General features: G+C 47.4%; 3 protein-coding genes. All 3 read left to right on the top strand.

Annotated elements, in window-relative coordinates; genetic code table 11:
- Nucleotide 1: 1 nt before the first annotated feature.
- From A3EU_RS0117405 to A3EU_RS0117415, 3 genes are read left to right on the top strand one after another with little or no spacing between them, the layout of a single operon-like run.
- Nucleotides 2–3,871 (top strand): hypothetical protein, encoded by a 3,870-nt coding sequence (locus A3EU_RS0117405; RefSeq protein WP_020537472.1) that lies wholly within the window; start codon nucleotides 2–4, stop codon nucleotides 3,869–3,871.
- Between the two features lie 58 nt (nucleotides 3,872–3,929).
- The gene (locus A3EU_RS30920; RefSeq protein WP_020537473.1) at nucleotides 3,930–5,300 is read left to right on the top strand and encodes a Bd3614 family nucleic acid deaminase; all 1,371 of its coding nucleotides are present in this window, start codon (nucleotides 3,930–3,932) and stop codon (nucleotides 5,298–5,300) included.
- A gap of 47 nt (nucleotides 5,301–5,347) precedes the next feature.
- On the top strand, nucleotides 5,348–15,028 hold the full coding sequence (locus tag A3EU_RS0117415; RefSeq protein ID WP_020537474.1) for a hypothetical protein: 9,681 nt from the start codon (nucleotides 5,348–5,350) through the stop codon (nucleotides 15,026–15,028).
- The last annotated feature ends 20 nt before the right edge of the window (nucleotides 15,029–15,048 follow it).

Below are 15,048 nucleotides of genomic sequence, written 5' to 3' on the forward strand. Positions count from 1 at the left end.
CATGGCAAATAATTGGAAATTCAGCGCGGCGGTATTGTCGAAGGTAGAAGAAGTACCCGGTTTTGATGGGGATCAAGCCTATACGCTTGCTTGGTATGGGACGGGAACCACTGCCGATTTGGCTAGCCGCTGGGCCAGCCAAACTGGAGCCTTCCTGTTTATAAAAGCAGCTTATAGCACTATTGATAATGATGTTTTTAAGGGAAAACTGGCGAATTATCTTAACGCTCCCCTTCGCGGAAATATCAGTTTATTGTGGCTGGAAAACCCACTGGCATCTCTCGCAGATTGGCAGACGAATAGTATTTCCACGCTTGCGAATGGAAACAGGGTAGAAGTAAGCCAGCTTGCTTATTTAGATATCCGCAATTATTCCTTTTCCATAGCTGCTCGGACCACGGTTGCTTTTAATAGTGCCAAGTTGGAGTTTCACCGCTCAGGACAAAATCCACAGGCTTTTGAATTGGCAACTAATTTTGGCCATTATCGATTGTACGATATTCCCGATGTAGTGAACCTACCCATGCAGGGGGCACAAGCAGGATGTATTGAATTCAACTTGAAGGTGAAAAAAGAAGTCGATGATCATTTAGGTACCTATGGTTATCCAGCTTTAGCAAAACTTGATCTGAGTATACGTTTATTTATGCGCGACCCGGATTTTCCGGAAAGTGGAGACAACTTCTACGTAAGTTCGCATCGCTATCCGTTTTTTACAGAACAAAGCGATTATGCTCTCGGCGAGTCTTACTACCGCGATAGTATTGATTTTCAGGTAAGCCTGGATTTCCTTTATCCGCAACATCCAGATCGCAGCTTTTTCGGCTTACAGATCATTGTTGACGACGATCCAACGGTGGACACTTTTAGGGACTTGGGGTACCCTACGGGGTTTCGTACCAACCTGGGCTACACCGCACACATCATACCCACCGCTACCAGTAAATTTGTCTTTGCTACCCGCCCGAATAAATTACTGTCCGAAGACCAGGCAGCAGCTTTTTATCTCACGCCGAGTGGTGCTTTTAACCTGAGAGTACCTCGCTACCACACAGACCTATCGGTAGATGTTAACCATGAGGATAGTTTAATTTGTGGAATTTCAGGGGTAGAGTACATCAAAATATCCGGTGATACGGGCTCGGTATTGCATTGTATTGCCGATCAACCGGCCTACTTGCCTAACTATGTTTCGGTGGAGGCATTGATGCGTGATCTGGGAACAATTCTCGAGTCCTATTCCTCCAGGACGCTTCCTGCAAATACCACCGACCTTGACATGCTCATTGAAGACAAGCAAGAAGGAGAAGCCAATGAAGCAATGGGCATCACGGATGATGAACGCGAGGAAATCCTGAACATCATCCGGTTGGATTATTTCCCTCCCGGCTACCAATTCACAGAAAAAGCCATCGCTGAGTACATGAATCTGGAGATTGTCGAAGAGTTGATAGAATGGCTGAGAACAACGCTTCAAGCGGCTACCCTAGCGGATGGTGCCGACGGCAATATACTAACTACAGCAGCCACTACGGCCTGGATTTATGTAACTGATCCTGAAGGCGCAGTATACTATGCCCAGCCAGATCAGGCTATTTTGTACAAAGCAGAAAAATCGAGCACCCAGTTTCTTGATTTTATGGAAGTGCCTTCCGTGGGCTTGCCGGCCAGCCTTACGACTAGCCAGGAGGCTGATCTTTTACAAAAAAGCAACACCAATGCTTTAGCGTTTCCGATGTTGCCCTATGGCTTTGTAGATTCGCAAAAACTTACAGACTTGAGGCAGCTGGAAATCCAGTTGATCAGTAACTTTCGAAGGGATCGAATTCAAAGTATTTCCGCTGTTTCAAACAACATTACCCCTTTAGTACCTGTAGGTACAGAGTCGAGTGAAGAAGAAATAATCTATCAGGGAGCAACCCCTCAAGGTTTACTGGCGAGCTACCCGAAGAATTTCATGCAGATTCAGGAATTGATGATCGCCAAAGACACCGAAAACGAGGAGGTTAAGCTGGTGAATATTGAGCATGGGTCAGCACTTAAGGCCAGTTTGCAATCGAACCAGCTATTTATGGTTGCTTCTGATCCGGATTCGCTCAAAGACTATTTTTCTACCGCAGAACTGGATCTCTATATTCAAGCTGCTACAGCGCAGGGAAAAACAGTAAAGGCAACCAACAGGTTGACCATTGGGGAGTGGATTTTTGAGCTGGGCCCCTATGGTCAAGAAGAGGAGACGAGTGGCGAAGCCATCAAGCACTGGGACAAAAACGGCACCATTGTGATCTTCAAATTTCACGACAAGCCCCTCATCGAGCTGGTAGATGATCCCAGCATGTGGTCCTTTGCTGGTGAGTTTAACGAGAATCAAGCCAAGACGAGCAGAACCTTGAAGCGCTTGCTTACAGAAGCTATCGAGTCGGGGAAAAGTGCCGACCCCAAAGAGCGGCGTAAGTACGAGGTACTGGCCCGAGCCGCTACCTATGCAGGCTGGTCGGGCATCCTTGCTTTCAACGTGGATATACCGCTGGGCAATTTACCCGACAGCCTTAAAGCCTTGGCTGCCGGAATCGATAAAGACAAATTTTTCTCTCAGTACGTGGGCATTGAGGTGACGCAGATACATTCTACAGGAACGGCGCTGGTGCCGCAACAGTCCTCTCTATTTGGACTGATTGATTACAACAACAATAACATCCCGCTGGCCGACGAAAGTGGCTACAATTTCCACGTTCGTTTCTTGACGGTAATCTTCCAGAATTCCCAGATTGTGGATTTTGCTGCTGAAGTACTCTTGATTCTCGACAAGCTCTTTGATGAGCCAACCCAGCTACTCAACAGCACCAATGGCCGAAATATTCTTAGGTTAAAAGGGGTGGCGGAAGAACACAACGGTAAAACCACCTACTCTTTCGGTTTCAGTGGTGCCAACCGCTTCCAGTTGTCGGGTAAGGTGATCCAGGAGGTAGAAATTGTGAAAGCCCAATTTGCTACCGATCCGATTGGGGCTGCGGTAAACAACAAGCTGGCCATCAAAGGCCGCTTCTCGCTTTGGGGGCGGATGCGGTTTGCTTACCTGGAAGGCTTGGATATTCTCTCCTTTGGGGCTTACCCGCAGCAGGAAATAGCAGGAGCACCGCAACCAACGGATCAAGCGGGCGAGCCAGACTACCTCAATATGAGTAACCTCCAGGTAGTAATGGCTTTCGATTTGCACGAAGTGACAGGAGACGTAAGCAACAAGACATTCTCCTTCAACCCCAACCAGGTAGCCTATGACCTCAAGCGCAGTGGTTGGCGCAAGCACAGCTTGTACGAGAAATTTCCACTCAAGTTCAAAACCCTCCGCTACGTCAAGAACGACGCCAATGCACTGGCCAATAGCGGCTTTATGCCGGTGCGTTCAGGTTTGCAGTCTACGCTCACCAAAGACGATATAGGCAGCAACTGGTACGGCCTGGTCTTCGACCTGAACATGGGCAGCATCGGTTCCCTAGCCGGGGGCGCAGGCCTAAATGTGGGCGTGATGGCCGCCTGGAAGCCAGGAAAAGAAGGGCTGTATATCGGCCTGAAACTCCCCGGGTCTTCGGGGGGCAAGAAAGAAATCAGTATTCAGGGCGTATTAAAGATCGCCTTCAAGCATATTCAGTTTGTAAGCTACCCTATTGTTGCCAAAGAGGTGGAGGATATGACGCCGGAAGAACGGCAGCAAGTAGGCTACCTGCTTAAACTGAAGAACATCGTAATCAAATTCTTCGTCGTGTCTTTCCCACCGGTGGGTAAAACCGAAATTATCCTCTTTGGTGACCCTCGGGAAGAGGTGGAGCGAGAGGATAAACTGGTGGGCTGGTATGCGGCTTATACGAAGTAAGCTGGATTACCTGAAAAGCAAGAAAACTATTTAACACCATAAAATTCATTCGATCATCATGCCTATTTCCGTAAAAGAAGCTGCTGTATATTTTGCCCTGGCGGAGAGCGCAAGGCAGGCCGGTAAAGAGGTTGCCATCAGGTTCGAAGAGAATGGAAAGATTACAGCTATTGGGGTGGGGGATGAACGGTCTCCCAATGATGCGCGCTCTGCGATTATCAATGTTTTACAAAATGCCAAATACGGCAATTTTATCGCTACTTCTTACCCCGCAGATACGGATGAAAAAAGCCTCGGCATGTGTATCATGCAAAGGGTAAAAGCGGTTTATTTCTTCAATACCGGAAATAAGACCATACAAAAACTGGAGAACATAACCGACCAAAATCCACCCTGGGATGGGACAGCATACACAAAAGTATCTGGAGAAAAAGAAGTCGGCTTACCCGAACTTGGCACTAAATCACCTTCGGATTGGCTGCAAGAAATCACCACCCGTCCTCCTGTAGCAGAAAAGGATAGCTCAACGATTGGCTCTAGAGCATTCCGAATGTATGATCAGTTTAACAAAAGTACACGGCTAAGTCATTATACCGCATTTCCAGATCTTACTTTACCTGCTAATTTACCTTCTCCCGGGGCGAGGGAAGACACCCCATTAAGGCACGAAATTTTCAATAAACTAGCTTGGGCCATTGTTGGAGAAGCCGCCACCCAACGCGGAGAGAATAAAAAGTACCCTAAAGGCCACAACATAGGCTCCGTACTCCGAGGCCCTAAGGACGAAATTCTGGCTTGGGGTATCAATACAGGATCAGGATCGAGAAACTCCACCCTACACGGAGAAGTTAATTTGATGCTTAATTATCGCAAACATTCTATCGACGGAGCAGAGATCGGGGCAAACCTTGCCGACAAGGACAAGCCGATCGTATACTCCACCTTAGAGCCTTGTCATATGTGCGCCGGAATCATCGCGACTGGAGGCAGCCACATGAGTTGCTATTACAGTCAGCCAGATGAAGGGATCAAGTTCAACGCATTGCAGAGAAAATACAATCAGAGCAAGCAAGATGCTATCGATAAAATCCCAGATATGCCTAAAAGTGCTAATCTGATGGGCGTTCTGGGTGGCTTTTTTTATTTGGGTGGAGAAGTAGCACTCAAGCAGACGAAGTCCAAAAAAACAAAACCAGCGGTGACTCCCCTGCTCAACGAAAAGGTTCATCGTTTCATTCTCATGGCCATTCAAGAGTATTTCGAATTGGTTCCTAAGCTAGGATCCCCAAAAAGAGACGACTGGGATGTGTCACCAGAGAAAAAAATATGGGACGCAGGTCTTAAGTTATTGCACCACATCAACCCAGGGGTAAAGGAAAAATGGAAAGCCTATAAGCCCGGCTATGTTAAGGGCATTATTCCTGATTAGTTTCCGATTTGACTATTTGACACATTGATCTACCTAAGCCTCATTTTATGACCTTTCTAGAGTTACAAACCCAAACAGCACCGGACGCCAGTGGAAATTGTACCCTTTCAGGTAGCGATTTCCCGGAAGATGTGGGCGTAGCACGCCTGCTAGAGGTCTATTTCGTCGGTGGCGAGGTAGCCTTGTCTGGCGCAGCACAAACGTCGAATGAAGAGGAAGAAATAGTTAAACTAACGGGAATACTGCAAAGTGGCTTTCTTGGGCTGCCCGTTTTAGCAGGTAAGGCGATCACTTTTTCGGGAGCGTTTTCCCTGTCGACAGAAATTCCCGATGTGAGCATCGTACTGACTTTTGATGACGACTGGTCTTTGGTAGAGGCTTTGACCGAAGGCAGCGATTTATCGAGCATTGATGAGGCTCTTAATATTGACATTGCCAAGAAATTGGCTTTCCCGGTCAAGACGATTGAACTAGAGAGCGGAACCCTAAGTGTTACTCTCAATATCAGCCCAAACAAAGCACTTGGTTTAAGTGAGCTATCCGAGTACGTGCAAGGAGCAGAGATCGTTTCTCAATTCCCCACGGAGGGCTTCCCTTCTTTTACTCAAAACCTAATCTTTGAATCCTTCGGGATAGGAGCACGTATTGAACCCGTGACCCTTACTTTTTTGACGGCAGAGGTGGCCCTCAATAACAAAAACACCAACTGGGCACCTTTTGGCGATTTGATTGAGTTTAAGGAACTACGAGCTGCGTTTCTCTTGATGAATCCCCTGGGTGGGGCTACTGCCAGTATACACATCCAGGCTACCGCCCTGATTGCAGATAAGGAGATTATCGCTGCCGTTGATTTGCCGTCTATGGTTTTTCAGTGTATGCTAGGCCCAGACGAGACCATTCAGCTCAAGGAACTATTAGCGATGATGGGCGTGGAAGAATTGCCCATGCCCGAAGTTGTTTGTGATGAACTCGAAGTAGTGGGCGATCCTGCATCCTCGACTTTTGAGCTGTTTGTAGGTTTCGAAACAAAGATTGAACTCGACCTGTTAGTAACTACCTTGTCGATTGATGAGTTGAGAGGGCATTTCACGCTCATTACCGGCCCTGAACGTGAAATTGGAGCAGAGATGTTCGGCAAGATAAGTTTCGGCGATACTGCTTTCGATCTTTCCGCTTCTTCCTTTCCTGGTGAGCCAGGGTGGATATTTACTGGCGGCCTGAGCGATGGAAGTGAACTAAACTTTGGAAAACTGATCACAGATTTGGCTTCCTCTTTTGATGGGATGCCAGGCCGGCCATCAGTATTAGAAGATAGCCTGATCGTCACCAACCTTCAGGTGGCCATCAACACCCAAACCAAAGACTTCCATTTCCTCTGTGAAATCGAATTTCCGCTTGACGGAAAGACTGCGCACCTGCTCCTCAATATTGATATCATCAACACCACTGGTGAGCTGCGCAAAACCTTCTCTGGCGTATTCACACTGGGGGCGCGTGAACTGTCGGTCGTCTTCGACAAAACCACGACGACCAGCAGCCTGATCGCCGCTTTCAAAAACGAGGAAGGAGAAGAAATCAACCTGGTACGCGATGTCGTAGAGCTGGTTTCTGACGGCACCGCCCTTGACCTACCAGATGATGGTCTCAACCTACTGACGCTGAAGCTTTACCTGCTAGAATTCAGTTATTTCAAGGATACGACCGCCGCCTTAACCCGTTATGGCATCAAAGGCGATTTTGCCTGGGAGCCCAAGCTAGGCCTAAGTAGTGACCCGAATGAAGCTTTCAAGGTGCGTGCTACTGTAGATTTAACCAAGGAAAAAGGTACGGATAAACACGTACTGGGAACCATCTGCGGCAGGATCGATTCACCCATTGACGGTTTGGAATTTCTGTCACTACAGGCTTGTTATAACATTTCACTTCTTACCCCTACCGAAGTCAAAAAAGAGCTGCTTTTGCAGTTGCAAGTTGGCCGAGTAGGATTTGAGGCCGTTTATGTGAATACGGATGGGGATATCGATCTAAAGTTCGGAATCAATATTGGTGATTCGCTGACCTTGGGGGAAGTAGCCTCGTTCTTCATCTCCCTAGTTGATCCTTCGGTGATTGAATACGAGTTTGATCCGCCCTGGGATGCTTTGGCAAGCATCAATCTAGCTTCTTTCATCAATAGCATTAAACTGAACCTGATCATCACCAAAGATCCGGTTACCAAGCGGAGTGTGACCAGCTTTGGTGTTACGCTTACCAACCTAAACGACCTGCTGCCCTCTGCCCTGAAACCCTTTATCTCCATCACTGAACTGGGCATCAATTATCAGGCACAACCCGCCACTACCAGCGGCGGCAAGAAGAAAAGCACGAAACAAGTTAAGGTCAAAATTCTAGGCACCTTCCTGGGCGAACCCAACAAAACCCTCGAATGGGACCCCCTTAATGATAAAGCTCCCGAAGTGCCGGGGCAAGGTATTTCCATGTTCGATTTGCGCTACCTCGGCTTGGGGCAGCGCGTCGCTATTACGCAAGCCAGTAATGTGGCCTCCATTGGTGAGGTCATGGAACTGTTGCGCGGTGTCATCGACGAAGGCCAAGCCAAATTGATTGCTGATCGCTCACTGAGTCAGCAGAACCCGCTGGCCATGTTTGGTGATAATAGCCCCATTTCATTTAGCCCGGAAAGCGAGTGGCTCATTGGTCTGGACGTATCGCTTTTGAAGGTTCTGAAACTCACCGTGATCTTTAATGACCCCGTCATTTATGGATTGCGCATTGAGTTAGATGGCGAAATGGCCAAGAACTTTGCTGGCCTTAAATTTGAAATCCTCTACCAAAAGGTCACAGACGATGTTGGTAAGTACCATATTGATCTGACCTTACCTGATTTTGTTCGGCACTTCACGGTAGGAGCCGTTTCGGTGACCCTCCCGCTCATCGTGATTGATATTTTTACAAACGGTGATTTCAAACTCGATTTTGGCTTCCCCTGGAATTTCAATTTCTCACGATCCTTTGCCATTGAGGTCTTCCCCTTTACCGGAGCCGGTGGTTTTTATTTTAACAAATTATCTGCGGCTACAGCCACTAGCACACCCGCTGTAGTGAATGGTACGGATGGCGAACCCGTAGGCGTTTTTACCCCTGTATACGAATTCGGCTTGGGCTTGAAAATTGGCTTGGGCAAGACCTTCAATTCCGGTCCGCTGAAAGCAGAAATCAGCATTACGGTACAGGGTATGATCGAGGGAGTCATCTCATGGTACAACCCCAGAAGTGGTGGTGATAAAGAATTGTATTACGCCATCCGTGGTGGTGTTGCGATTGTCGGAAGACTCTACGGAGAAGTCGACTTTGTGGTTGTTTCCGTCAGCGTGGAGGTGATCGCCAAAGCCACCGTACAATTTATGGTGGAATCCTACAAGGATATTCTGGTCAAACTCTCGGCGGAGGTGTCCGTGAAAGCAAAGGCAAAAGTGCTCTTCGTGACCGTCAAGTTCAAGTTCAGCATGAAAGTGGAGCAAAGCTTCACGATTAATGGTCCACAACACGGGATTACCCCACCGTGGCAAATAAGCACTGCAAGCCGCTCGATACGGGCAATGGCCATGCAGTCGCGTTCTCTTTTTGCCTGGAATTGGGAAAATCAAGCCCTTTGGGTAAAATCAGATACGACCCCCAAGCTGGATATCTTCTTTCAGCCTGCTTATACTTGGGTCAACGACAGTGCAAGCTCCAACTCCGGAAAGGTGAAGGGAGAAGCCTTGCTCTTTATCGAAAACGCTACAGGGGAAGATCGGGAAGATTTTGCTACGCTAGGGAACGCACTTTTCCAGTGGACCTGCCAAGCTGGAGGAATTAGTGACGGCGAATTAAGCTTAAATGAGGTCAGTAACTTGTATGATGAGTTTGTGGCGCAAGCCGATAGCCTCTTCTCTTTCGAGCAACTATCCACATTCCTGTTTACGCATTTCGATTTCCGCATCCAGGCGCAAGACGGCGTGATGGACGGAACGATTTTTCCCATGTTCCCCCAACTGAGCCTCACGCTGGGAGAAGCTGCGGAAGATGGCAGTATTACCACCATTAAATTTGATGAAATAGACTACCAGCTTTCCGCCAAGCAACTGGAGGAGATGAAAGCCTATTTTGCTAAGCTTAAAGTGCAGTTTACGTCCGACGCTAAGTTGGCATCACCCGAGCAGGCGGCTATTGGTACGGACAGTACTCCGATTACTTCTTTCATTTTTAGCGATTATTTCAAGATCATTATTCGTGCAGCCCTACAAGCCGCAAAAGATGAGTTAGAGAAAGAACTCCTGGCTGCTAAGACCAGAAAAATAGCACAGGATAAAGAAGACCAGAAAAATGGGATCACCCCAGCACAGACGCTGGAAGAATTTGTGGATGAGCAACGGGAAGAACCTTATTCGATTGCTACAGATATTTTACCTGCGATTGATTTCGAGCCAATTGCCAATATGGCCTCTCGCTTCCTGATGCACGGTCTTTGCCTGCCCACTATCCCACAGGATGGTAACCATGAAAAGCGGGAGAAGCAACCGCTGTACCAAGCTACTGGGCAGCAATTCGACTTTGCGGATGCTAAAGTTGGAAAAAAATACACGGTCACCTTACAGGATGAAGACAACCAAGCGGCCTTTAAATTTGGGGCAGGCGATAATCGGAGTTTTGCCTACCAATTGGATGAATTCGATGTAGACGCCAGCAAAGTCAGGTTCGCATTAGCGAATACCGTGCATATTTTGGATACCTTAAGTGGAAGCGATGTTCCTATTTCCAAGGCTGAACCAAGCCTCATTGATTTCTATGGCGACGAAGACAATCAAATCAATTTTGCCTTGCGCAAAGGCATGGCTTGGGGAACAGACAAGATGTTGATTGATTTCCCGAAAAGTCTGACGGCCTATTTGCAACGTAAGGTGAATAACCCTTCCTTTGATTTTAGCCAGGTTCCTCTTTCTGACGATCAGCCAGAAATCGAAGACCGCACTCCTGTCACCAACTTCAAGCTCGCTACCCGCATCGACATTAATATTAAGCGTATCCTCAACGCGGAGGGCACGGAGTTCTTGCCCAACACTTATCTCTTATTGGGAACTAGCGAAGGGGAGAAAGATTTATTAGAAGCTATTTTAGAAAATATTGCTACCGTCGAAACATTGTCGCTGGTTTACACCAATAGTAGCAGCAATGCTGGTGCGGTGATCAATGATTTTGGCGTAGCTGCTGCTGCCGTTGTGATTGTAAAAGCGAATTTATCGACAGGCAATAAGCTCGCTACGACTCAGTTCAGTGGAACGATGGATAATGCCGAGCAATTCCTCCGATTGGTCTGGGAAGGAAGCACCGCGAGCACAGGCGGCTATTACCTAAAGATTCCACATGATAATGCAAATATTGATGAGGAGTTGTTCCGCAAAGAATCGGTGGGACAAATTTCCTTACTCGTAGAATTTCCGGTAGACTTTAAGGTGGACACCACGAGTTTTGTGCCCGCTGATTTTCACACTGCCGCAATACTTGGCGAGGTCATTGATCTCGAAGAAGAATTATTGTTGGCTCAAAGTGAAGAGCAGGTACCCGTTCTGCGAATTCCGGCTGGCCATCTGGGCTTTGAACATCGCCGTGACGAAATCCAGGAAGAGGATCATTACACTGAAGTCACGCTCAAAAAAGAAGTGACCCCTAAAGCTGCACCTGATGACGCCGCCGCTGATCTCCCCAAAGTAGCTGCAGGAACGGTAGCCGCGATCAATACCAACAATGGCTACGTCTGTATTGCCTCCGGCCCTGATCGGCTGGTGTATGGTTGGGTGAAAATTGACAGTGAGGTCGTAACGGTGCCTGCTACGCTGAAGAGAAATGAATTGGATAATATTTACCAATTATTAGGTTACAAAATTAGTAACCACCCACTCGCCGAGAAAAATGATGTGGAAGGGCTGCCCATCGGCCCTACCGATGCAGGTGAACAAGAATTGTTTGAACGCATCATTCCAACCTTCGACGGGCAAGCCGCCGATGAGCATGGACTACCCGCTCCCAACCGCAACCCTTACCTGGGGATAAGCGACCAAGTGGCCATCAAGGTAGATACCTGGTGGCAAGATTTATACGGAAACAAGCTGAGTTTAGACAGTAAGGCTGGTGCAAAAAGCTTCACCTTGGGCTATACCGATCCCATTATTGGTTTGAACCAGTGGCCTTCCGTTTTGGAAAGTTACCGGGTTACCAAAAAATCAGATTCCGTAGCTACCCTCAGTCTTGATTTCTCTTTCAATCATTCTGGCTACCTCGCAGATAAAGACACGACTTTAACTACGCGAGAAAAAGCCGTAAACGCGGCCCTGGCCAAGTACGAGCAGGTTTATTTTCAGCTAAAAGCCGCAGATGTAGCACTGACGCTAAAGACGACCTTGTTTGAGGTGAATCCAACGGCCGGGCATGTTTTGGACAAAACCCAAATACTAACTTTTGTAGAGACTATATATAAGTTTCTGAAAGAAGCACAAGACTTGATAAAAGCAGGTTCTAATGATGCCCCATCGACCAGTGTTGCACCTTTCAGTGCCAGTGTTGACTTGACATTTAAGGAAGCTAATCTGCTCAAATTTCAAAAGGAATTCATCTATGACCTCACTGTTTTTGTAGAGATCACCAGAAGTGAATCTTTGGTTCACAGTTCCTTGTTGTTGTCTGGTAGTATCAACCCTGCTTACGAAAATGTGACTAAAAGTATAGACTATCTTTCGCCTAAACAAACTGACCTGGGCTCAGCTACTTCTCTTACCACCACCGCTAACCAAATGCTTCAGCAGTTGGTAGTTGCCAGCAATGGACTAGCCAGTACGGCTGCCGATTTACTACGGACCAACCTTCAGGTCACGGGCCTCTTGATAGATGATGTTTTACTGAGTCCGGCAGATCTGGCACCCGATTTTGGAGCGATGAAACTACGTAAGGAAGATTGGGAAGCACTGCTAGAAATTACGCCAGCAGCTACTGTTTCAACAGGAGAAGGAAGCTCTTTTGAACAACTGAGAGGTCGTTTCGAAATCGCCCTGAATGACCTGCGGGAGTCGGAAATTGATAAGCTCCAGGCGAGCTTTTCTGAAGCATTGGATAACCTAGAGAACCATAACGAATCGATCAATCAACTGCTAGCGGATAAACAGGCGGAGTTGGATGGAGTGTCAGATGAAAATGACAGCGAGCGACAAAGTATTGAAGAAAAGTATAGGCCATTGTTGAACCCACTGCTAAAACAGCAAAACCTGGATTTGCAGGATGCACGCAGGCAACAAGTGGCAGCATTGAGGAAATTGCAAAATCCGATCATATTCACCATTGAAGACTTAGCAGCGGTGTTGTCAAATACAACAGATATCCTGACGGCTGATGTTGAGTGGAAATTACCAAAACCATCTCCGTTACATCAGTTCGCAAAAGACTTTGAAACAGCACTACCAGGTTTATGCCTGGCTGTGAGTGAAGACCGGGATAAGAAAAATCAGGCACCTGATGAGACCAGACCTCTATACGTGGTGCAAATTGGCGCACAGGGGGTTAGTTATGATATCCAAGAGCAACTGCCCACTTTCTATGCTATTCCACCCATGGCCAATACTTTGCTTTCGGGTAAAGTACTCATCGATTCTTACGGTAGCGTAGTAGGTGATGAAAAGCAATTTGATGCCATTGACATCAACGGCTTAGCCCGTGATTTCTTGGTGGCTGTCGAAGACTTCCTCGAACCCGATAGTCTCCTTAATGCCCACCAATTAGCCCAAAGTGATACCGAAGCTGTTATCGCTGAAAAATCAACGCTGGCAAAGGCCATTAGTGATCTGATTGAGCCCGTCCTCCAAGACAGCATGCCGAATACGTCCAAAACACAGGAAGCCCAAACAGCCATCCAGCAACAAATGCTGGTCAATTTAGTAGAAGGCTACGATGTGGAAACCATCGTCCAGTTTGAGGTAGCGATCACCGTCGGCGATCACTTGGCCAATGCCTCCGAGCTTACCAAGGAGCAAAAGCCCAAGGTTGTTGGCAAGGCAAAAGTCGTAAGGATATTGCAGGGAGAAGACCCCCGCAACCTGGTGGAAGTAAATCCCAGAGAGTTCGATTTTTCTCTGTCTTTAGGCAAGATTTCCTTGACCAATTCCGAAGATGCCCCCTCCTCTTTCACTTATCTGTTTGATACTAAAACACCGGAAAAATACGCCAACCTATACCTGGAATTAGAGTTCCATTCCGTGGGTATTGAATACGCAATTGAAACGGTTTCCGGAGCTGTTGAATACCAGGCCTCCAACTGGCTAACGCTTATCAGGCCTGACAATCTCAAACAATCAATGGGGCAATCGGCGATCCCGATACCCCTGCGAGATTTCCCTATGCCTCCTTCGTTGATCTTTCAGCGAGCGGAGCCAGACCCCAGTAGCCGCGAAATACTGGCGGATGTAAGACAATGGAAGTATACCATTATGTTTGAACACCTGGATGTGGCCCAGGATAAGGTAGACTGCCTCACCAGGCTTAACCAGGAACTGACTGCGGCTAGCACTACTGACGGAAGTGTTTCTGCAGGGACGACCCCAGAGCGCGACACGCTCTTTGAATCGCTCGTGAACTTCTCACAAATTTATCCTGAACTTGCTAAAGACCTGAGTTTGTTCCGAAACCAAGCCGTTCTTAGCGATAGTACGGATGCTCTTGCGGCATTGGCAGTATTCAAGAACCTGGTGAAGGAAGTTGCGAGCCATTGGGAGGATTATACTATTCCTGCATTTACCTCAACTTACGAGTCGGTAGAAGGAGATTTGCACTATGAAATTAGCGAAGAACCCTTGGGCGATTTGCGGCAAGGTTTTGTTAGAGGTGTGAAAACGATTGATGGTTTCAATGGAGAGGCCGCACCAGACCCTATCCTGGAATTACCTGGCTTTAAAGAGTTTGTTCCAACGTCTTACGAAGAGGCCACCAAGATCAAAACCTTTACGTATGAGGAAGACCCCGAAGACCAGACGTTCTTCGGCGATTCTTCGATTCCTGACCGCAAATTTATGATTGAAAACCTGGATGTGATCCCGCACCAAAATGCTTGGGCCTCCATTTGGCTAAGCCGTAACAAAGGCCTTTTGAAAAACGCGGACAATACGGATATCCCAACCAATCCAAAATTCGTATTCCAAACGCCAGCCGTGCGCTTTAATAACATGGTCACACCAGTCATTATCAATGATGAGCCCTGGAACCTCGGCAATGTTGACATTGTTACGACCAATGGTGATAAATCCATCAAATCGTCCCTGAAGCAACGTTTGACAGAAATGTTCAACATTCTATTCCCCGATGCAGAAGGGCAAAAAAATTATGAGGTCCAACTCAGTTGTCGCTATGCCTTTGCACTGGCTAATGGCCTCGGATTGAATGATGATCTCAAGCCCACTTTACCCGTGCTCCTGGGCTTGAGGTTAAGTTCGGCTAATCGTTCCTCCTTTGGTACTTACCCTGAAGAATTGGCAATAGAAATTGATACCTGGTGGAGCAATAACAAACCTTCCTCTGATGATGCTTCACTGATTTTCAGTATTAGCTTGTTCTCCAAGCTGGATTCAGATGACAATACGAGTCTGCCGATGCTGAGAATAGAACACCTGGAGATGAATTTGATCGCTGACCAAAACAGTAGGGCCATTTAGTAGCTGGATCAGGGAGTTCG

The organism is Lewinella cohaerens DSM 23179 (genome assembly GCF_000379805.1).
Classification (GTDB): domain Bacteria; phylum Bacteroidota; class Bacteroidia; order Chitinophagales; family Saprospiraceae; genus Lewinella; species Lewinella cohaerens.

Coding starts and splice junctions, on each gene's coding strand:
- A3EU_RS30920 (WP_020537473.1), top strand. CDS start 3,930: ATGCCTATTTCCGTAAAAGAAGCTGCTGTATATTTTGCCCTGGCGGAG.
- A3EU_RS0117415 (WP_020537474.1), top strand. CDS start 5,348: ATGACCTTTCTAGAGTTACAAACCCAAACAGCACCGGACGCCAGTGGA.
- A3EU_RS0117405 (WP_020537472.1), top strand. CDS start 2: ATGGCAAATAATTGGAAATTCAGCGCGGCGGTATTGTCGAAGGTAGAA.